The 19,643-nt window shown below is 69.6% G+C and carries 14 protein-coding genes and 1 pseudogene; 5 read left to right on the top strand and 10 right to left on the bottom strand.

Annotation, left to right across the window (positions count from 1 at the left end; all coding sequences use genetic code 11):
- Positions 1 to 27 precede the first annotated feature (27 nt).
- Both NR798_RS41125 and NR798_RS41120 read right to left on the bottom strand, forming a co-directional pair.
- Positions 28 to 1,149: an OmpA family protein gene (locus NR798_RS41125; RefSeq protein WP_375768052.1), complete on the bottom strand. Its 1,122-nt coding sequence runs from the start codon at positions 1,147 to 1,149 to the stop codon at positions 28 to 30.
- A 50-nt stretch (positions 1,150 to 1,199) separates the two neighbouring features.
- Complete coding sequence (locus NR798_RS41120) at positions 1,200 to 1,556, bottom strand: DUF4398 domain-containing protein (protein WP_375768051.1); 357 nt, start codon at positions 1,554 to 1,556, stop codon at positions 1,200 to 1,202.
- Between the two features lie 326 nt (positions 1,557 to 1,882).
- Between NR798_RS41120 and NR798_RS41115 the strand changes: the two genes are divergently transcribed.
- The 4 genes and pseudogenes from NR798_RS41115 to NR798_RS41100 all read left to right on the top strand — a co-directional run bounded on the left by NR798_RS41115 (position 1,883) and on the right by NR798_RS41100 (position 5,509).
- On the top strand, positions 1,883 to 3,040 hold the full coding sequence (locus NR798_RS41115; RefSeq protein WP_375768050.1) for a TIGR03118 family protein: 1,158 nt from the start codon (positions 1,883 to 1,885) through the stop codon (positions 3,038 to 3,040).
- Between the two features lie 140 nt (positions 3,041 to 3,180).
- Positions 3,181 to 4,176 (top strand): annotated as a pseudogene (locus NR798_RS41110) (endonuclease/exonuclease/phosphatase family protein); the annotation flags it as partial.
- A 141-nt stretch (positions 4,177 to 4,317) separates the two neighbouring features.
- The gene (locus tag NR798_RS41105) at positions 4,318 to 4,944 is read left to right on the top strand and encodes a hypothetical protein (RefSeq protein ID WP_375768049.1); all 627 of its coding nucleotides are present in this window, start codon (positions 4,318 to 4,320) and stop codon (positions 4,942 to 4,944) included.
- A gap of 145 nt (positions 4,945 to 5,089) precedes the next feature.
- Positions 5,090 to 5,509 (top strand): hypothetical protein, encoded by a 420-nt coding sequence (locus NR798_RS41100; protein ID WP_375768048.1) that lies wholly within the window; start codon positions 5,090 to 5,092, stop codon positions 5,507 to 5,509.
- Positions 5,510 to 5,539: 30 nt separating this feature from the next.
- On the opposite strand, the gene NR798_RS41095 is transcribed toward NR798_RS41100, so the two are convergent.
- The 5 genes from NR798_RS41095 to NR798_RS41075 form a co-directional block, all read right to left on the bottom strand.
- Positions 5,540 to 6,349, bottom strand: coding sequence for an aldo/keto reductase (locus tag NR798_RS41095; RefSeq protein ID WP_375768047.1), 810 nt, complete (start codon positions 6,347 to 6,349; stop codon positions 5,540 to 5,542).
- Between the two features lie 43 nt (positions 6,350 to 6,392).
- Positions 6,393 to 6,725 carry a TerB family tellurite resistance protein gene (locus NR798_RS41090; RefSeq protein WP_375768046.1) on the bottom strand — a complete coding sequence of 111 codons (333 nt, stop codon included), beginning with the start codon at positions 6,723 to 6,725 and terminating at the stop codon, positions 6,393 to 6,395.
- Between the two features lie 113 nt (positions 6,726 to 6,838).
- Positions 6,839 to 7,639: an energy transducer TonB gene (locus NR798_RS41085; RefSeq protein ID WP_375768045.1), complete on the bottom strand. Its 801-nt coding sequence runs from the start codon at positions 7,637 to 7,639 to the stop codon at positions 6,839 to 6,841.
- A gap of 16 nt (positions 7,640 to 7,655) precedes the next feature.
- On the bottom strand, positions 7,656 to 8,090 hold the full coding sequence (locus tag NR798_RS41080) for an ExbD/TolR family protein (protein ID WP_375768044.1): 435 nt from the start codon (positions 8,088 to 8,090) through the stop codon (positions 7,656 to 7,658).
- Between the two features lie 3 nt (positions 8,091 to 8,093).
- On the bottom strand, positions 8,094 to 8,810 hold the full coding sequence (locus NR798_RS41075; protein ID WP_375768043.1) for a MotA/TolQ/ExbB proton channel family protein: 717 nt from the start codon (positions 8,808 to 8,810) through the stop codon (positions 8,094 to 8,096).
- Positions 8,811 to 9,288: 478 nt separating this feature from the next.
- On the opposite strand from NR798_RS41075, the gene NR798_RS41070 reads away from it, so the two are divergent.
- Complete coding sequence (locus tag NR798_RS41070) at positions 9,289 to 11,547, top strand: M4 family metallopeptidase (protein ID WP_375768042.1); 2,259 nt, start codon at positions 9,289 to 9,291, stop codon at positions 11,545 to 11,547.
- Between the two features lie 506 nt (positions 11,548 to 12,053).
- Here the strand turns inward: NR798_RS41070 and NR798_RS41065 are convergent.
- From NR798_RS41065 to NR798_RS41055, 3 genes are read right to left on the bottom strand one after another with little or no spacing between them, the layout of a single operon-like run.
- Positions 12,054 to 15,242 (bottom strand): DUF4215 domain-containing protein, encoded by a 3,189-nt coding sequence (locus tag NR798_RS41065; protein WP_375768041.1) that lies wholly within the window; start codon positions 15,240 to 15,242, stop codon positions 12,054 to 12,056.
- A gap of 51 nt (positions 15,243 to 15,293) precedes the next feature.
- Positions 15,294 to 16,556, bottom strand: coding sequence for a hypothetical protein (locus NR798_RS41060; RefSeq protein WP_375768040.1), 1,263 nt, complete (start codon positions 16,554 to 16,556; stop codon positions 15,294 to 15,296).
- Between the two features lie 8 nt (positions 16,557 to 16,564).
- Positions 16,565 to 19,354, bottom strand: coding sequence for a protein kinase (locus NR798_RS41055; protein ID WP_375773906.1), 2,790 nt, complete (start codon positions 19,352 to 19,354; stop codon positions 16,565 to 16,567).
- Positions 19,355 to 19,643: the final 289 nt, after the last annotated feature.

The following is a 19,643-nucleotide window of genomic DNA, read 5'->3' as shown; positions in this document are numbered from 1 at the left end:
GTCTTCCGCCGGTGTCTTCTTGCCGGGTCAGCGTTGCGGCGACGGCTGCGGATTCTGCGCCGGCTGCTGCGAGGGCTGCTGCTCACCGGCGCCGCCGATACCGCGCTCGATGACGATCTCCACCCGGCGGTTGTTCGCGCGGCCCTCGGGGCTCTTGTTGGACGCGACGGGCTGCTCCTCGCCCCGGCCCTCGGTGCGGACGCGCGCGCTGTCCACGCCGCGCTCCACCAGGTAGTCCCGCACCGCTCCGGCGCGCTCGTAGGACAGCTCCTCGTTGAGCTCCGTGGGACCCTGGCTGTCGGTGTGGCCCTCGATGACGAGCGGGCTCTGCGTCTTCTTCAGGGCCTCGGCCACCTCGTCCAGCCGGCGTTTGGCCGCGGGCAGCAGGTCCGAGCTGCCCGAGCGGAAGAGCACACTGCCGGAGAGCGTGAGCACCAGCCCGCGCGCCTCCTCCTTCACCTGCACCTGCCGGATGTTGCGCAGCTCGCTGGCCACCTCCGCCTGGGCGCGGGCCTCGGCCTCGGCCTGGGCGGCGCGCTGCTCGGCCTGGAGGCGCGCCTGGCGCTCCTGCTCGAGCTGGGCGTTGAGCTGATCCATCTTCGCCTGGGCCTCGGAGAGCCGGGCCTGGCGCTCCTCCTCCTCACGCCGGGCCTGAGCCAGCTTCTGTTGCTCGGCCTGCTGCTGGGCCTCCGCCTGTTGCTGTTGCTGGAGCTGCGCCTGCCGCTGCTCCGCCTCCGCCCGCAGGCGCTGGGCCTCGGCGAGCTCGGCGCGGGCCCGTTCCAGCTCCTGCCGCGTCCGCACGGCATCGGAGGTCTGCGCCATGGCGAGCTGCTGCTCCGCCGCCACCTTCTCCTGCTCGGCCACGATGGCTCGGGCGCGCGACTCGGCGATCTGCGCCTTGCGCAGTGCCACGTACGCCAGCGTGCGGGTGTTCTCCGAGTCCCGCTCCCGTTCAAAGGCCCGGTTGGCCGCGTTGAGGGCCTCGCGCGCCTCGACCAGCGCCTCGGGGCTGTACTGTGCCGCCGGCCCCGTGGAGGCGCGTTGATAGGCATAGCGCGCATCCAGCAGCTCTCGCGGCGTGCTCGCCGCGCACCCCGCGAACACGGCGGCACCGAGCACGCCCCACGTCAGAAGCTTCCATCCCCGCATGACCTTCTCCTCCGGCTATCGAGTCCTCGACGTGCCGTAGCGTGTGGCTTTCACTGCACCGTGCCCTGTTGGAGCTGCTGCACCTGCTGCAGAATCCGATCGGCCTCCGCCCGCGCCGGAGCCTCGCGCGCCAGGGCCAGGGCCAGCTCCGCGTCCGCCTCGGCGCGCTTCAGGAAGAGCGCCGCCTTGTCCCGCTCGTTGTGCTCGAGCAGCCGCTGGGCCTCGCGCGTCTGCTCCTTCGCCCACTGCAGGTGCTGCGCCGCATCCGGCACCGACTCGGCGCCGGCTTCCTCCGCCTGGCGGATGGAGACCTGTGAGTCCACCAGCTGCTCGGTCGGCACCCGCTGCGCTCCCGCGCAGCCAGCCAATCCCAGCAGCAGTCCCGCGCCCACGATCGCTTTACGCATCGCTCGTCGCTCCCTGTACGGACCGCGGGCGGGCTCCAGGACCCGCCGACTCCACGCAGCCGTCAACGACTCCGAGATGTGCACTCGGGGACAGGCCAACAAGCACGGGCCGTCGTCCGCCTGTCCGGGATGCAGGCGTGCGTTCAGGCATGGCGCTTTGAGGGACGCCCGTCCCTCTTCCGGAGGGAGAGGGGAGATGGGGCGAGGGGAGCTGGGTGGTGCTCGACGGCACCGGCCGCTGGGGTGGGTTGTTGCGCGTCTCGTCTACCCCCACGTTCCCCTCCGACGAGGCCACCGCCCTGGTGGTCTCTGGAGGGGGGACACACATGAATGCTTCATTCCTTCGGGGTTCCTGGCGGAGCCCCGCGCTGGCGCTGGCGCTCGCCGCTTCCCTGGTGCCCGCGCTGGGTTCCGCCCACAACGCCTGCAAGCAACCCAATGCCTATGTGCAGCGCAACCTCGTCGCCGACAGGCCGGGGGTCGCGGAGAACGTGGACCCGAACCTCGTCAACGCATGGGGCATCGCCTTCAACCCCTTCGGGCTCGTCTGGGTCAACGACAACGGCACGGGCCTCTCCACGCTCTACAACGGTGACGGCGTGCCCAACGCCCTCGTCGTGACCGTCCCGCCTCCCGAGGGCGGCACCGGCCCGGGCAAGCCCACCGGCATCGTCTTCAACGGCTCCGGCGGCTTCGTCGTCACCCGGGGCGAGGCCTCGGGGACCAGCTTCTTCATCTTCTCCACCGAGCAGGGGACGCTCACCGCCTGGGCTCCGGCCGTCGACCTCAACAACTCCTTCACCGTCGTGGACAACTCGGGCACCGGCGCCAACTACAAGGGCCTCGCCCTCGCGCCCAATGGCACGGGGTTCTTCCTGTACGCCACGGACTTCCACAACGGGAAGATCGACGTCTTCGACAGCGGCTTCGCGCCCGCGACGCTTCCGGGTTCGTTCTCGGACCCCACCATCCCCGCGGGCTTCGCGCCCTTCGGCATCCAGAACATCAACGGCAATCTCTACGTCACCTACGCGAAGCAGGACGCGGACCGCGAGGACGACGTCACCGGCAAGGGGCTGGGCTACGTCAACATCTTCGATGCGAATGGCCGCCTCGTCCGCCGTCTCATCTCTCGCGGCAAGCTGAACGCGCCCTGGGGCCTGGCGCTGGCGCCGGCCAGCTTCGGCAAGTTCGGCAACAAGCTCCTGGTGGGCAACTTCGGTGACGGCGTCATCAACGTCTACGATCCGCAGACCGGCCACTGCGAGGGACGGCTGGAGCGGCCCGACGGCGCGGCCATCAAGATCGACGGCCTGTGGGGCCTGAGCTTTGGCAGCGGCGTGGCCAACCAGCCCACCGATACGCTGTTCTTCACCGCCGGCCCGGAAGATGAGACGCATGGCTTGTACGGGCGCCTCGATGCGCAACGCATCCCGTGCCAGCCCCTCGCGCCAGAGCCCGAACTGGCCCCCGAGTCCAACTGAGCCGTGCCGCAACGCGGCATGACGGGGAGGGTCCGCGGGAGCACCGTGCGGCCCTCTTCACCTGACACCAGGCTGTCGCTTGCCTGGCGGGCGGCTTAGGGTTCCCATCGCGCCGCGCTCCCGCGGACAGGACGGAACCCATGCTCCAGAGCTACCCCCCCTCGAAGAAGGCCCGCTTCGGGTCCAAGTTGCTGCTGTCGCTGTTCACCCTCTCGCTCTCCGCGTGCGGCGCTGGCACGGAGGGGACGCAGGCCGAGCCCCAGCCGGAGACCCCCCCGGCCGAGGCCCAGCCGGAGACGCCGCAGGCCGAGCCCCAGCCGGGAACCGGGGAGGGCGGTGACAACTCCCTGCTCTCCACCGCGCGGGTGCGGCTGATGGCCGCCAACATCTCCAGCGGCAACTACCAGAACTACGACCCGGGCCACGGCATCCGCATCTTCCAGGGGACGAAGCCGGACGTGGTGATGATCCAGGAGTTCAACTACGGCGACAACTCCACCACCGCCATCCGGAACTTCGTCAACACCGCCTTCGGCTCGAGCTTCTACTACTACCGTGAGGCCGGAGCGCAGATCCCCAACGGCGTCATCAGCCGCTACCCCATCGTCGCCTCGGGCGAGTGGGATGACCCGTACGTCACCAACCGCGACTTCGCCTACGCGCGCATCGACATCCCCGGTCCGAAGGATCTCTGGGTGGTGAGCGTGCACCTGCTCACCGCGGATGCCACCACGCGCAACAACGAGGCCACCAACCTGGTGTCGCGCATCAAGTCGCTCATCCCGGTGGGGGACTTCCTGGCCATCGGCGGTGACCTCAACACCGACTCCCGCTCGGAGAGCTGCTTCAGCACCTTCGCCCAGGTGGTGACCACCGGCAGCCCGTACCCGGCGGACAGGAACGGCAACACCAACACCAACGCCTCGCGCGCCAAGCCGTACGACCACGTGCTGGTGGACTCGGACCTGCGCGCCTACCAGACGTCCACCGTCATCGGCGCCAGCTCCTTCAGCGCGGGCCTCGTGGTGGACACGCGCGTGTACTCGCCGCTCTCGGACATCTCCCCCGCGCTGTCGACGGACAGCGGCGCCACCAACATGCAGCACATGGGCGTCATCAAGGACTTCCTCGTCCCCACGCTGTAGCGCCGGGCTCCGTGTGAAGCCTGTCAGTCCCGCGGGCCGTCCACTTTGGAGGTGGGCGGCCCGCCGGGCCGATATGCCTTTTCGCGGCGTGCGTTTCCTGGAGTGTTACAGCCAAGCGATCGGAGGGCTGCCATGTCGCGTCTGCTGCTGCTGTCGGGTCTCATCCTCCTGGGTACCGGGTGTGCGGGTTCCCATGCCAACTCCCGTGCCGGCGAGCCGGCGTACTCCCTGGGCCAACCCGCCGGAGAGCCCCTGCTGGTGCAGGGCTCCTACGTCACCGGCCCCGCGTCCTCGCTCGTCATCACCGAGGACTCCATGCGCGGCCGCTTCCGGAATCAGCCAGTGTCCCTGAAGTGGACGTGGCAGGAAGTCACCGGCGCGGTGGCCTCGCAGGGGACGCGGCTGGAGCTCGCCGAGGGGGATGACACCCGCATCTGGGGCAGCTTCGGCGGCATGGCGGTGGACCTCACCCTGGACAGGGACTGGCTCTACGGCAGCGTGGGCGGCTGCGGCTACGTCCTGCAGCGCGGCGAGGACGGCTTCGTGGGCCGGCGCAGCTGTGGCGGGCCGCTGGAGGACGATCTGCGGTTGGCCTTCCCGGCGCCGCTGATGGAGCGCCCGCTCGGCGAGAAGGCGTCCTTGATGACGCTGATGCTGGTCAACTTCACGAGCACCTACTCGCCCACCGTCTCGCTCGCCAACTTCACGCGGCCGCGCACCGACGCCGCCGCCCGCGGTGGGTGCGGGCTGATCCCCTGAGCGAGGCCGCTGCCCTGTCGGCCAGTCCACGTCTTCCCGCCCGCTCCGTGCGAAAGCCCGGCGGGCGGGGGCGGCTCGCGCTGGTACGATGCGGGGAGCCGGGGCAGGTGCTCCGGCTCACTCGTCGGCATCGGACAGGGAGAACATGGTCGACTTCCGCAACTTCATCGGACGTGGCACCGGGGCGGGCGCGAAGCTGAACATCTTCGCGAAGGTGGTCTTCTTCGTGAACGTGGGCAGCGGCGAGTTCATCGACCTCGCCCCCACCCAGGCGGCCTTCAAGGGGAAGATCGACACGGTCTTCTACAAGGGAGACCTCTCCCTCACCCTGAAGCTGAACGAGGATGGCAAAGCCGAGGTCACCCTCAATGGAAACCGTGCCTCCCAGGCCACGTACACCGCCAGCGGCAGCAAGCTGACCATCGAGGCGAAGCTCGGCTCGAGCATGCAGACCATCACCTTCGAGCCGGGGGGCAAGGGCAACGTGGAGACGTTCCTGGGGGTGAAGGGCTCGCAGAACATCGACGTGCACCTGGCGCCCGCCGAGAAGCCCGCGGTGGCCTGAGCCGCGCGTCCGCGACGCGTCCGCGACTCCTCAGCCGTGGACGACCTGGCCGAAGCGCCGCATCCACTCCAGCTCCTCGGCGGAGAGCGGGCCCCGCTCCAGCGCGGCGAGGTTCTCGTCCAGCTGCGCGAGGCTCGCGGGGCCGGTGAGCACCACGTCCACGTGGGAGTTGGACAGGCAGAAGCGGTAGCAGTCACCCGCCGTGGGCACGCGGCCGTCCCAGCCCCGGGGGCGCTTGAGCAGGCGGCGCCAGTCGGTGGCGGTATAGGCCACCAGCGCCGGCTTGCGCTTCTCCAGGTGCGGGAAGATGTCGCGCTCGGCACCCGGGTGCGCCGCGTTGTAGCGGATCATCAGCAGATCCAACGGCGAGTCCTCGGCGAGCTTCCCGGCGCGCGGGCGGTCATGGATGGAGACGCCGAGGGCGCGCACCTTGCCCTCCTGCTTGAGCTTCAGCAGCTCCTCGACGGTACCCTCGGTCCAGGCGCTCATCCGGCTCAGCCAGTAGAGCTGGTAGAGGTCCAGGTAGTCGGTGCCGAGCACCTTGAGCGCGCGCTCGGCGCCCCGGCGCACCTGGCCGGGGAACCAGCCGAAGGAGGGGCCGGCGCAGAGGACGAAGCGCTCGCGGTCGCGCTTGAGGGCCTCGCGCAGCGCGCGGGTGAGGCGGCCCTGGCGCGGGGTCCAGAAGATGTAGTTGAGCCCCCGCTCCAGCGCGGCGCCCAGGCCGGCCTCGTCGATGCCGTAGTTGCCGGCGAGCCCGAGGCGGTGCACCCGCTTGCCGAAGGTGGGCAGGTCGCGGTGGGTGAAGTCCTGCGAGGAGGTGGCCTGCGCGGTGACGCTCATGGGGGCTCCCGGGTGGAGGCCCCCAGCGTACTCCCGGTGTGCCCTACGGCGTCACGCCCAGCCGGGTGGTGATGCGCTCGAGCATGGACTTCTCCCCCTCGGCGAGCTTGCCGTCGGAGACGCACAAGGCCCGGGCGGCCTCCAGCACTTCATCCGGGCGCGTGCGCAGCACGTCCAGGTCGGGCTCGGGCATGGTGCCGCCGATGTCCAACCGGTCCATCAGCGCGTGCAGCTCGGCCTCGGGCACGCTCCAGCTGCGGCCCAGGCCCAGGACGACCATGCGCTCGGCCTTGGTGATCTCCCGGTCGACCCAGGCGACCTGGAGCAACAGCTTGATGACCTCGATGTTGAAGCGGTCCTCGGCGGAGAGCGTCATCCGGCATCCTTGGCGGGAGGTGGGGCGACTCTACACCGGAGGCCGGAGCGTCGAGGGAGGGGGACCTTCCGGAGGCGTCCAGGGGTGGACGCCCGCGCGGGTGTGTGCCCCTGTCAGTCCAGCACGAACGTGTACGAGTACTTCATCTCCGTGGAGACGGCCTCACCGTTCTTCATGGCCGGCTTGAAGCGGAAGCGCAGCAGCGCGGTGCGCGCCGCGTCGTCCAGCCCATAGCCGAGTCCCTTGACGATGACGGCCTTCACCACGCGGCCCTCGTGGTCGATGGTGATGGAGAGCGTCACCGTGCCCTCGACGCCCGCGCGCCGGGCCTCGTCGGGGTAGGGAATCTTCACCTCGGAGGCCACGCTGGGCTCGGAGTCCACCTGGTACACCGGCACGTACTTGGGCGCCGCGTAGGCCTTCACGTCCTTGGGGTCCGCGGCCTTGTCCCCCGTCTTGCCATAGACGGTGTTGCCCACCGGAGCGGCGAAGCCCCCGGCGCTGGTGGTGGAGGACATGGAGATGCCCACCACCAGGGGTACCGGCTTGGAGGGCTGCTCGGGCGGAGGCGCGTCGTTGGGCGGCGGAGGCGCCGCGTCGGGCGGAGGGGGCGGGGGAGGTTTCTCGGCCTGGGCCACCTTCACCGGCGGCGGCTTGGGCGCCACCTTCGGCTTGGGCGGGGGCGGCTTGGGCTCCTCTTGGGGCGGGGGAGGCGGAGGCGGGGGCGGTTTGGCCACCTCCACCATCACCAGCTCCACCGGGCGCTGCACCGGCGGCAGCGTGCGCTCCTGCATGCGTGACAGCAGGAAGAAGCCTCCGCCGTGCACCCCGAGGGACACCAGCAGGAAGAGCAGCACCGCCCGCGACGAGTCGCGGCGGGCGGGCACGGGTGTGTCGAGCGCGGCCTGGCTCATGGCCTTGGGACACCCTTCAGGGCGCCGCGGGTGCAGCCGCGGGCGCCACGTCCTTCTCGATGTTGAGCGCGAACTTCGCGATGCCCTCGCCCTTCACCACGTCGATGAGCCGCATCACCCGTCCGTACGGCAGGCTCTGGTCCGCGCTGATGATGGCGCGCGTCTCCTTGTCCTTCGCCAGCGACTCGACCACCTTGCGCCGCAGCTCCTCCTCGCTCACCTCCGCGCCGTCGAAGAAGAGCTTGCCCTGCTTGTCCAGCACCACGTTGACGAGCCCCTGCACCGTCTCGCCGCCGTTGGCGGCCCGGGGCAGGTCCACCTCCACCGTCTCGCGGACGATGAAGTTGGCCGTCACCATGAAGATGATGAGCAGCACCAGCACCACGTCCACCAGCGGCGTGACGTTGATGCCCGTGATCTCCTCGTCGTTGTCCTGAGCGCCGCCGGCCATGACCTAGCGAGCCTCCCCGGAAGCCACGGCGCGGGGAGCGCTCGGGCCGCGCTGGGCGCGCAGGCTGCCCACCAGGGCATGGCCCAGCGCGTTGGTGCGCGAGGTGAGCGTCTTGAGCTGACGGTTGAAGACGTTGAAGGCCACCACCGCGGGGATGGCCACCGCCAGGCCCACCGCCGTGGCCACCAGCGCCTCGGAGATGCCGGACATCACCGTCTGCTGCATGGAGGCCCCCTTGGCGCCCATGTTGCCCAGGTCGTTGAAGGCCTTGATGATGCCGAGCACCGTGCCGAACAGGCCGATGAAGGGCGCGTTGTTGCCCAGCGTGCCCAGGAAGGACAGGTAGCGCTCGTACTGGGGGCGCTCGCGGGCCACCGTCGAGGCGATGACCTGCTCCACCGTGTCCGCGCCCTGCTCCACCGAGGCCAGGGCCTCGCGCAGCACGGCGGCCTCCATGCCCTTGTGCTTTCCCGCCGCGGTGCGCACCGCCTCCAGCTCACCGCGTGCCAGCCGCACGGCCAGCTCCTCGGAGTTGGGCAGCCGGTGCGTGGCGAAGTACACGGCCCGCTCCAGCATCAGCGCGATGGAGAGCACCGAGAGGACGACCAGTACCCAGAGCACCCACTCGGCGCTGGTGAGCGTCACGCCCAGCAGCTTGCGGCTGAGCCAACCCAGTTGCGCGTTGTGACCCATCTGGGCCAGGAGGAGGAAGGACGTCATGGGGACCTGTGAAGGCAGAGGGGGGTGAAGCGACGCTTCCAATTCTTCCGCATCGCGTCGAAAGTCAAATGAATCAGCCACCTTGGCGCTTCGCCCCCTGCCTGTCACGGCGCCGTGCCACGCCCGCTCGTGGAGCACTCCGGGAATCAACGGGCCGGCTGGATGTTGGCCCACGGACGCCGGCCTCGCCCCTCGGGGAGCTGGGTCCAAGAGGACCACTTTCTTCTCCAAGTGAATGGAATCAGGTCAGTTCGCTGATTGGAGCGAAAGGCCATCATTCCGAGCCTTTGGCCGTTGAAGTGTCAAGAAAGGCTACACGGCGGCACGGGAGGGGTGGGACGTGCATGCTCCAGTGCGTTCTCTCGGGAAATGAGCGTGAGACGGGGAGGGCATGGTTTGAGGGAACGGCACGACTCCTGCTGAAAGCGGGACCCGACTGCGGTGGCATCTCCGCTACCGCGCAGCAGGAGGTCCCCCCTTGGTTCGTAACCGTATTCTGGCTGCACTGCTCGCGCTGCCCCTGGCGGCGTGTGGCGTGCAGGACTCCGACGCGTCGCTGAACGAGAACACTGGCGACGTGGGCTCCCTCTCCTCGGGGGACGTGAAGGCCGCCCTGAGCGCCATCCCTGGCGTCCAGGTGCTCGGCCAGCACGAGAACGGCGTGATTCCCTTCATGGTGCGCGGGGACTTCGGCTCCACGAGCCAGTCGCTGCGCGGCCTGTCCGCCAGTGACGCGAGCGCCCACCTGGCGGACGCGCTCACCCGCATCGCCCCCATCTTCCGCCTGCAGGCGTCCGACCTGGTGGCGCTGCGCTCGCGCGTGGACGAGCAGGGCCACACCCACGTCCGCTATGCCCAGACGAAGAATGGGCTGCCGGTGGTGGGCGAGCAGCTCGTGGTGCACGTGGACGAGTCCGGCCGCGTCTACGCGGTGAACGGCTCGGCTCGCGACGGTGAGGTCGTCCTGGCCAACGCGCGCATCTCCCGCGAGGCCGCCATCACCGCCGCCCTCAACGACACCGCGGGCCGCCGCCTCGCCTCCGAGGGCGCGCAGCTGGTGTACGTGCGCTCCACCCAGGACGGCAAGCTGAAGCTGGCCTACGAGGTGCTGGTGACGGGCGAGGGTGCGGACATGCCCATCCGCGATCTCGTCTACGTGAGCGCCAAGGACGGCTCGCTGGTGCAGCGCAACTCCAAGATCCACACCGCGCTCAACCGCAAGGTGTACAGCGCCAACAACGGCTCCAGCACCCCGGGTACGCTCAAGCGCTCCGAGGGCGGCGCGGCCACGGGTGACGCCCACGTCGACGGCAACTACGACAAGCTGGGTGGCACGTACAACTGCTACAAGAACAACTTCAACCGCGACTCCATCAACAACGCGGGCGCCACGCTCATCAGCACGGTGCACTACAGCAGCAACTACGTGAACGCCTACTGGGACGGCACCCAGATGGTGTACGGCGATGGCAACGGCGTGGACTCGGGCATGCTGGGCCTGTCCGCGGACGTGACCACGCACGAGCTCACCCACGCCGTCACCGAGAACGAGTCCAACCTCACCTACTCGGGTGAGTCCGGCGGCCTCAACGAGGCGATGAGCGACATCTTCGGCGCCTACTGCGAGAGCTACGCCTCGGGCACCTGGGCCACCACCAACGCGGTGTTCATGGTCGGCGACGACATCTGGACGCCCGCCACCCCCGGTGACGCGCTCCGCTACATGTACGACCCGGCCAAGGACGGCGTCTCGCTCGACTACTGGACGAGCACCGCCGGCAGCAAGGACGTGCACTACAGCTCGGGCATCGCCAACCTGGCCTTCACGCTGCTCTCCAAGGGCGGCACGCACCCGCGCGGCAAGAGCACCGTCAACGTGACGGGCATTGGCGTGCAGAAGGCCGGCGCCGTCTTCTACAAGGCCAACGTGGACTACATGACGGCCTCCACCAACTTCGCCCAGGCGAAGACGTACATGGAGCAGGCCGCGACGGCGCTCGGCTACACCACGGCCGAGGTGGCCTCGGTGACGTCGGCCTGGCAGGCCGTGGGCGTGGGCGGTGGCACCACCCCGCCGCCGACGTGCACCACGCCGGTTGCCCTGTCCAACGGCGTGACCGTCACCGGCATCTCCGCGGACGCCGGCACCTGGAGCTGCACCTACACGCTGGCCGTGCCCGCGGGCTCCACCAACCTGACGTTCAACCTGAGCGGTGGCACGGGTGACGGCGACATGTACGTGAAGTTCGGCGCCGAGCCGACCAGCGCCTCGTACGACTGCCGTCCGTATGTCGGTGGCAACACGGAGACCTGCACCTTCGCCGCTCCGCAGACGGGCACCTACTACGTGAAGATCAACGGCTACTCGGCCGCCTCGGGCATGAGCCTCAAGGGCTCGTACTCCACGGGCACCGGCGGTGGCAATGTGCTGACCAACGCCGTGGAGACGGCCCAGTACTCGGGCTCCGCGGCCACCTGGAAGTGCTTCACGATGGACGTGCCGGCCGGGAAGACCTCGGTCGTCTTCAACCAGACGGGCAAGACGGGCACCACGGGTGACGCGGACCTGTACGTGCGCTTCGGCGCGCAGCCCACCACCAGCAGCTACAACTGCCGTCCGTACCTCAGTGGCAACACGGAGTCGTGCACCATCAGCGCTCCGAGCGCCGGCACCTGGTACGCCTGCTCCTACGGCTACAGCGCGTACACGGCCGTGACGATGAAGGGCACCTACTGAGCCTCGCGCCCAGGCCCTGAAGTGAAGTCCTGACGCCCGGGAGCCCCATGGCTCCCGGGCGTCTTCTTTTTCGCCGTGCTTCTCCGGCCGCTGTCGAAGGCGGCAAGCGGAAGGACGGGCTCGAGCGGCTGAAGGCCCGGCGCTCGGGGCCTACCGCGAAGGACGCCCGGACGGCTCGGGTCCGCCAGGCCCCCCGGACCCGTCTCTTCAGGGGTGCTCTTGCCGCGAAGGACGAGGGCACCTTCCGGCCGCGCGGCGTGCCGACTGGTCCGACAATCGGACCAGTTGCTCCCGAGCGCGGCCGGGAGCTTCCCCCCTGAGGAACCCGCGTCCACGGGCTTTGGGCCCTTCAGCGGCGGGAGGCGGCCCCGCGGTGCGGCGGGCCCGGGAAGGCGCGCGCGGCCCCTGGACCGTCGGGCCGGAAACGACACCGCCGGCCACGTCCTGGCGCGCTCGGGGTGACGAGCGCCAGGCCGCGCCGGCGGTGTCTCACCTCCGCGGTGAGCCTACGGGACGCAGGTGTTGCTGGTTCCGCACACCAGGCTCAGGTCGCAGTCCTGGCTGCTCACGCACCGGGTGTTCTCCGGGCAGTCGAAGCCGCCGCCCCCGGACAACCCGGTCACCAGCAGGTTGGTGTTCGTGGAGGAGTTGTTCGACGACGTCTTGATGATGAGCTGGTTGCCGAACGAGCCCGCCTGCTTGTGCGTCAGGGTCACGACGTTCGAGGAGACCGTCGAGGTGATCTCCAGGGAGGTCCCCGACACGCCGGTGATGGCCGCCGAGATGGCCGAGGCCACCTGGTTCGGCGTGGAGAGGGACGAGATGGAGACGGCGACCCGGGAGCCACCGACGGTTCCATTCTTGTCGAACTCGAAGACCACGGGGACGTTGAGCCCGTCGTTGATGGAGAAGGTATCTCCATCCCTCATGTCCCCGCCTCCCGAGGTGGTCTTGATGGTGATGGTGCCGGTGGCCTTCGCGAGCTGGAGCTTCGTGCACGTGTTGTCGCAGGTGCCGCAGCTGCTGGTGTTCCTGTCGTCGCAGACCTCGGGGCCGTTCTTCGTGCCGTCACCGCAGTAGGGTCCGGTGAGGCTGAGATTGGCCGAGCAGGTGTTGTTGCACGTGGTGCAGGTCGCGCTGCCATAGGGGCACACGGTCTCGTTGACCGTGTTGCCGTCGTCGCAGGTCTCGGGGCCGTTCTTGGTGCCGTCACCACAGTGGGGGCCGGTGAGGCTGAGCGTGGCCGAGCAGGTGGCATTGCACGTGGTGCAGCTCGCGGTGCCGTAGGGGCACGAGGTCTCGTTGACCGTGTTGCTGTCGTCGCAGGCCTCGGTGCCGTTCTTGATGCCGTCACCACAGTAGGGGCCGGTGAGGCTGAGCGTGGCCGAGCAGGTGGAGTTGCACGTGGTGCAGCTCGCGCTGCCATAGGGGCACACGGTCTCGTCGGTCTTGTTGCCGTCGTCGCAGAGCTCGGGGCCGTTCCGGATGCCGTCACCGCAGTGGGGGCCGGTGAGGGAGAGGGGGGCCGAGCAGGCGGCGTTGCACGTGATGCAGCTCTCCACGCCGTAGGGGCACGAGGTCTCGTTGACGTTGTTGCTGTCGTCGCAGGACTCCGGGCCGTTCCGGGTGCCGTCACCGCAGTAGGGGCCGGTGAGGGGCAGGGGCGTCGAGCAGTCCGCGCTGCACGTGGTGCAGCTCGCCTGGCCATAGGGGCACGCGGTCTCGCTGGTCTTGTTGCCGTCGTCGCAGGTCTCCGGGCCGTTCAGGCTGCCATCACCGCAGTGGGGGCCGGTGAGGGAGAGGGACGCCGAGCAGGTGGCGTTGCACGGGGCGCAGGTCTCCTGGCCGTAGGGGCAGGTGGTCTCATTGACCGTGTTGCCGTCGTCACAGGACTCGCTCGGGTCGTTGCGCAGGCCGTCGCCGCAGTAGCGGCCCGTGAGGGGCAGGGGCTCCGAGCAGTCCGCCTTGCACAGGGTGCAGGTCCTCTCGCCGTACTTGCACTCGACCTCGGTGGTCTTGTTGCCGTCGTCGCAGGCCTCGCTCACGTCGTTCTTCGAGCCGTCACCGCAGTAGCGGCCGGTGAGGGGGAGGGACGCCGAGCAGGCCGCGTCACAGGCCGTGCAGCTCATGGTGTTGTAGGCGCACTCGGTCTCGGTGACGTTGTTGCCGTCATCGCACTTCTCGCTCGAGTCGTTCTTCGAGCCATCACCGCAGTAGCGGCCGGTGAGGGCGAGGGGCGCCGAGCAGGTGGCGTTGCAGTAGGTGCAGGTGCGGGTGTTGTACGGGCACTCGAGCTCGTTAGTGGTGTTGCCGTCGTCGCAGGCCTCGGGGCGCGTGGGGCCGTTGACGTTGACCCGGTTGTCGCCGCAGATGTTGAGCTGGCAGGTGCTGAGGCAGTCGTCATCGTTGAGGGCGTTGCCGTCGTCGCACTTCTCGCCCGCCGTCGAGTTGACCGTGTTGTCACCGCACAGGGCCGGCGTGCAGTCGTTGTCGCAGTAGGGCGAGCTCGGCCCCTCGTCGCACTGCTCGCCCGCCGCCGCGTTGACGTACCTGTCGCCGCAGGCGGCCGGCTTGCAGTTGGCGTTGCACGTCGTGGAGTCGCCGCGCGTGTCGCACACCTCGCCCAGGGCCGCGTTGACGTGGCCGTCACCGCAGTACGGGATGGTGCAGTCGTTGTCACAGGCGGCGGTGTTGGAGGTGGAGCCGTTGTCGCACTGCTCGCCGGCGCTGGAGTTCACGACGCCATCGCCGCACCGCTGCGCCGTGCAGTTGGCGTTGCAGGTGGACGACTCGCCCCGGGTGTCGCAGGCCTCGCCAGCGGTGCGGTTCACGATGCCGTCGCCGCACAGGCGCAGGGTGCAGTTGGCGTTGCAGTTGGCGGACTCGCCCGCGTCGTCGCACTGCTCCTCCGGGTCGCGCACGCCGTTGCCGCAGCCCTCGCCGGACAGACAGTCGGAGCTGCAGCCGTCGCCGCTCACGTTGTTGCCGTCGTCACAGAACTCTCCCACGGAGACGTCCTTGATGCCGTTGCCGCACGTCTCGTTGGACTTGCAGTCGGAGCTGCAGCCGTCGGTGTTGACGTTGTTGCCGTCGTCACAGACCTCGCCCTTGACGGTGTCCTTGTAGCCGTTGCCGCAGCTCTCCTGGGACTTGCAGTCGGAGCTGCAGCCATCGCCGCTCTCGTTGTTGCCGTCGTCGCACTTCTCGTTCTTGGAGGTGTCCGTGTAGCCGTTGCCGCACAGCTCCAGGGACAGACAGTCGGCGCTGCAGCCGTCGCCCGAGCGGGTGTTGAAGTCGTCGCAGACCTCGCCCACGGACCGGTCCACGATGCCGTTGCCGCACAGCTCGCTGGACTTGCAGTTGCCGCTGCAGCCGTCCTTGTCGGCGATGTTGCCGTCGTCGCAGACCTCCTCGCGCGCCACGTCGACGATCTGGTTGCCGCAGATCTCGATGGACGTACAGGTGCGGCTGCAGCCATCTCCGTCGACGATGTTGCCGTCGTCGCAGGCCTCGCCTTGCTGGACGATGCCGTCACCACAGTCCGTCTTGATGCACACGTCCTGCCGGGCGGCACACTTCTGGCCGGTGGGGCAGAACAGGCCGGAGGGGCACTGGACGCTGGTGGGCTCGAAGCAGGAGGACAGGAAGGGAAGGGCCAGGAGCGCCAGGGCGAGCGCGGCGACGCGGCCGGTCATCTGGAGAGGCTGCTCTCGTCTCATAAGGGGGGGCTCTCGGGGGGAGGGCTACTAGAAGCGGAAGGTGGTGAGGAGGCCGCCCGTGCCGCCGCCGATGAGGGGCGCGACGCCCACGACCTGCACCTTCTTCTGGTTGGGGTCGATCTGGAACGGCTCGGGTTGGTTGATGAAGACGAGCACCACGCCCGTGAGGAGCGCGGCCCCGCCGACGGCGTACCCGCCAATGGCGAGACTCTGGTACGTGTTGCCGCGGGTGAGGGTGGCGTCGAGGGCGGGGGACAGGAAGCAGCCGCCGCACTGCGTGACGCCGGCATCCAGGGCGCGCAGGTTCTCCCGGGCCTGGAGGTGGAGATAGCCGCTGCCGGCACCCAGGGCCACGCCCGCGCCCACCACCGCCCAGGGCATCCACGCGGCCCACTTGCGCCGGTACTCGATGAGGTCGTCGGAGGTGAACATCTTCAGCTGGAGGGCCGCCGTCTCGCCGGGCAGCAGGGTGCGGCTCTGGTCGGTGGGGAGGAAGCCCTCCTTGGAGGCGACGATGCTGTGCGCGCCGGGACGCACCAGCCCCGAGTACTTGCCGGGGGCCACGAAGAGCGTCTGGCCATCCATCGTCACGGTGGCGCCAGGCGTGTCACAGGAGATGTCCACCCGGGCCAGCTGCCGCTCCATGAGCGTCTTGTAGTTGCGGGCGTACTCGTACTTCTCGGTCTCCAGGGGCGCCGGGCCGAAGCGCAGCGCCGCCACCAGCTGCTCGTGGACTTCCACGGGCTGGTCCAGGTTCATCAGCGCCAGCGCCAGGTTGTAATGGATGGCCGGGTGTGGCCAGGCCTCGAGCGCCGCGCGGTACTTCTCCACGGCCTGGACGAAGACGGACTCCTTGAGCAGGGCGTTGGCGGACTGGAAGAGCGCCATGGCGGCCTGTTGCTGCTCCGGTGACACGCCCTTGGCCCAGGGACGATCCCCGAGCGTCTCGGAGGCGGTGGCCGCCTGCCCCGTGGTGGGGGAGGGCGGCGCCAGGTTGGGCTCGAGCGGCGAGTCCAGGGGCGCGTCGGACGCGGTGGGGAGCTCGGACAGGGAGGTGTCGCCGGTGGGCTCCACGGCGCCGGGCCGCTGCCTGGCGCCGGGCTTCTTGGAGCCGGGCTTCCGGGCACCGGACAGCTTCGTACCGGCCTTGGTGGCGCCGGCCGGCTTCTTGAGGGGCTTGCGGACCGCGGCGGTCTTCTGCTTGCCGCGCGACGCCTGGGCGTACACGGGCGCCGTCCACGCCGTGAGGAGCGCCGCGGACAGGGTGAGCGCGAACCTGGACCTGTTCATCACCGTTCTCACTTCAGGACCTCGATGACCGGACTGCCGAGCTGGGACTGCAGGCGCTGCGCGCGCTCCTGCTCGCGGCGCAGCAGATTGGCGAGACTCTGCGCCGCCTTGATGGCTTCTTCCTTGGCCTGGCGCGCCTCGCGTGCACTGGACTCGGCGCGCTTCTTGGCGCCCTTGGCGCGCAGCTGCGCCTCCTGCGCCCGGCTGAGCGCCAGCAGCAGCTCGTCGTTCTTGCTGAGCAGCTCCTGGTTGGCGAGCGCCACCTGCGCGTTGGCCGCCTCCGCCGCCTGCTGCGCCTTCTGGCGCTCCAGCTCCTTGGCCTGCACCTCGGCCAGACGCTGCTTGGCCTCCACCTCGGCACTGCGCGCCGTCACCTCGGCGGTGCGCGCCACGGCCTCCGCCTTGAGGGCCACCTCCGCCTGCCGCTCTGCTTCCCGCTGCGCGTTGCTGATGACCACCAGCGCCACCGCCGCGGCGATGACCAGCATTCCCAGGAAGGCGGTCCCGCCGAAGAGCAGCGCCTTCCTCAGCCGCCGGCCCTTCTTGGCCTGCGCGAAGACGGACGCGAGGTAGTCCTGGTGCAGCTGCGGCAGCTCCCCGCGGAAGCGCCGCTGGAAGCGCAGCGCCTCCTCCACCATCTCTCCGCGCCACAGCAGGTTGCTGTCGAAGTTCTTCGCCTGCCACTGCCGGGCCGCGTTGCGCAGCTGCTCGAGGAAGCCCGCGTCCTCCTGGCCCTCGTCCAGCCAGCGCTTGAGCGTGGGCCAGCTGTGCAGCAGCGACTCGTGGACGATCTCCACCGTGGCGCCCGTGGCCCCGCCTCCCGTCTGCACCACCAGCAGACGCGCCTGCACGAGGTGGTCGATGAGCCGCGACATCTCCCCCGAGTCCTTCGTCAGCTCGCGCAGCTCGTCCACCGAGACGATGGCGCGCGTGCGCTCGGGGGTGACGAGCCGCAGGAAGACGGCGCGCACCAGCGTGCGCTCCGCGTTGGACATGCTCGCGAGCACGCTGTCGGCGTGGGTGGCGAGCGCGCCCGCGATGCCGCCGATGGACTGGTAGGCGCTCTCGGTGAGCAGCTTGTTCTTGGTGTCGCGCGACTCCCACAGCTGGGTGGCCGCGAACTGCAGCAGCGGCAGCGCGCCCTGGCTGGCGTCCAGGTGCTCCAGCATGTTGTCCACCATGGCCGGAGTTTCGAACTGGTAGCCGGCCATCTCCGCCGGCTGCACCAGGGCGTCGCGCAGGCCCTCCCGGTTGGGCGCGGTGAGGAAGTAGAGCCCCTGGCTCAGCTCACCCATGAACTGCTCGTCCTCGGGCACCCGGTCCAGGAAGTCCGAGCGGATGGAGAGGATGACGCGGATGGGCGAGGTGGCGTCGTCCGCGATGCCTGACAGGCACGCGGTGAAGGCCAGGCGCTCCCGGGCGTCCGGCACCAGCGTGTAGAGCTCCTCGAACTGGTCGATGAAGAGCAGAATCCTCCGGCGCTCGCGGCGGGCGCGGCTGCGCAAGAGGCTGCCCACGTAACCGGGCTCCGCGTGCAGGCGCTCCACCAGCCGCTGCTGCTCGGCGATGTCCTCCTCCACGGTGGTGGAGGAGCTCACCAGCGGCGCCACGATGTTGGCCAGCGCCGCCAGCGGGTTGCGGCCGGGGCGGATGACGAGCGACTCCCAGGCCGTGCCGGAGCGCTTGAGCACGGGCACCAGGCCCGCGCGCACGAAGGAGGACTTGCCCGTGCCCGAGGGGCCCACGATGGCCAGCAGCGGCCGGTCGCTGATGCGGTTGACCAGGGCGGCGATTTCCCGCGTGCGGCCGAAGAAGCGGTCCGCGTCCGCCTCCTGGAAGGAGCTGAGGCCCGCGTAGGGGCTCTCGTCGATGCGCAGCTCGCGGCTGTAGCGCCCCGGCAGGAAGGGCTCCAGCGCCTTGAGCAGCGCGTTGGCGTCCGGGAAGCGCTGATCCTTCACCTTGAGCAGGCACCGGTCGATGACGGCCGCCAGGTCCGGCGGAGCGTCCGGCACCACGCTCTGCAGGCGCGGCATCGGCTCGTCGAGGATGCCGGTGACCATGAGCTGCGGGCCGCGCAGCGGATCCAACGGGTGCTTTCCGGAGATCATCCGGAACAGCATGATGCCCACGGCCCAGATGTCGGCCCGGTGGTCGATGGGGACGCCGATGCCCCACTGCTCCGGGGCCATGTACGCCATGGTGCCCATGATGGCGCCGCGGCGGGTGAGGTTGGAGGCGTCCTCGCCCAGCTCCGCGGCGGAGGGCAGGTGGGGCTTGCCGTGGCCCTGCGCCATCAGCCCTTCGTTGGGCTCGTCTCCCTGGAGCACCTTGGCGATGCCGAAGTCGAGCACCTTGATGGCGCCCGCGTTCGTCACGACGATGTTCTCCGGCTTGAGGTCGCGGTGGACGATGCCCTGCTCGTGGGCGCATGCCAGCGCGCGCACCACCGGCACCATCAGCTCCACCGCGCGCGAGGGGGGCAGGCGCTGCTTGCCCATCACCTTCATCAGCGGCTGGCCCTCGAGGAACTCCAGCACCATGAAGGGGCCGGCGTGCGACTCGCCGACCTCGTAGATGATGACGATGTTCTCGTGGCTGCAGCGCGCCGTGGTGCGCGCCTCGAGGATGAAGCGCTTGGTGACGTCCGCGTCCTGGGTGTGCAGGAACTTGATGGCCACGCGCCGGCCCAGCCGCGTGTCTCGCGCCAGGAAGACGGTGCCCATGCCGCCGCTGCCCAGCTCGCGGATCAGCTCGTAGTGCTGGATGCGCGTTCCGGGCTTGAGCCCGTTGCCCTCCAGCTCCCCGGGGCCCGTGAAGCCGGAGCCCGAGAGGTTCGACTGGCCCGAGCCCGACAGGCCCGAGTTGCCCGAGCTGGAATGGCCCGAGCTGGAGTGGCCCGAGTGCGACTGGCCGGAGCTGGAGGGCCCATCCCAGGCGTTGGCCTGCGAGCGCTCGGGCTGCGGGACGGGCGCGAAGAGCGACTCCACGTCCGCGGCCAGGGTCCGCTCGTCCAAGTCCTCATCCACCACCACGGAAGGGGCGGAGGACCAACTCACGGCAGCTGCTTCGTTCTTCTTCATCCGGCGA

The organism is Archangium gephyra (genome assembly GCF_042230915.1).
In the GTDB taxonomy this organism is placed as follows: Bacteria; Myxococcota; Myxococcia; order Myxococcales; family Myxococcaceae; genus Archangium; species Archangium gephyra_B.
This window is presented reverse-complemented; position numbering and strand designations above follow the sequence as displayed.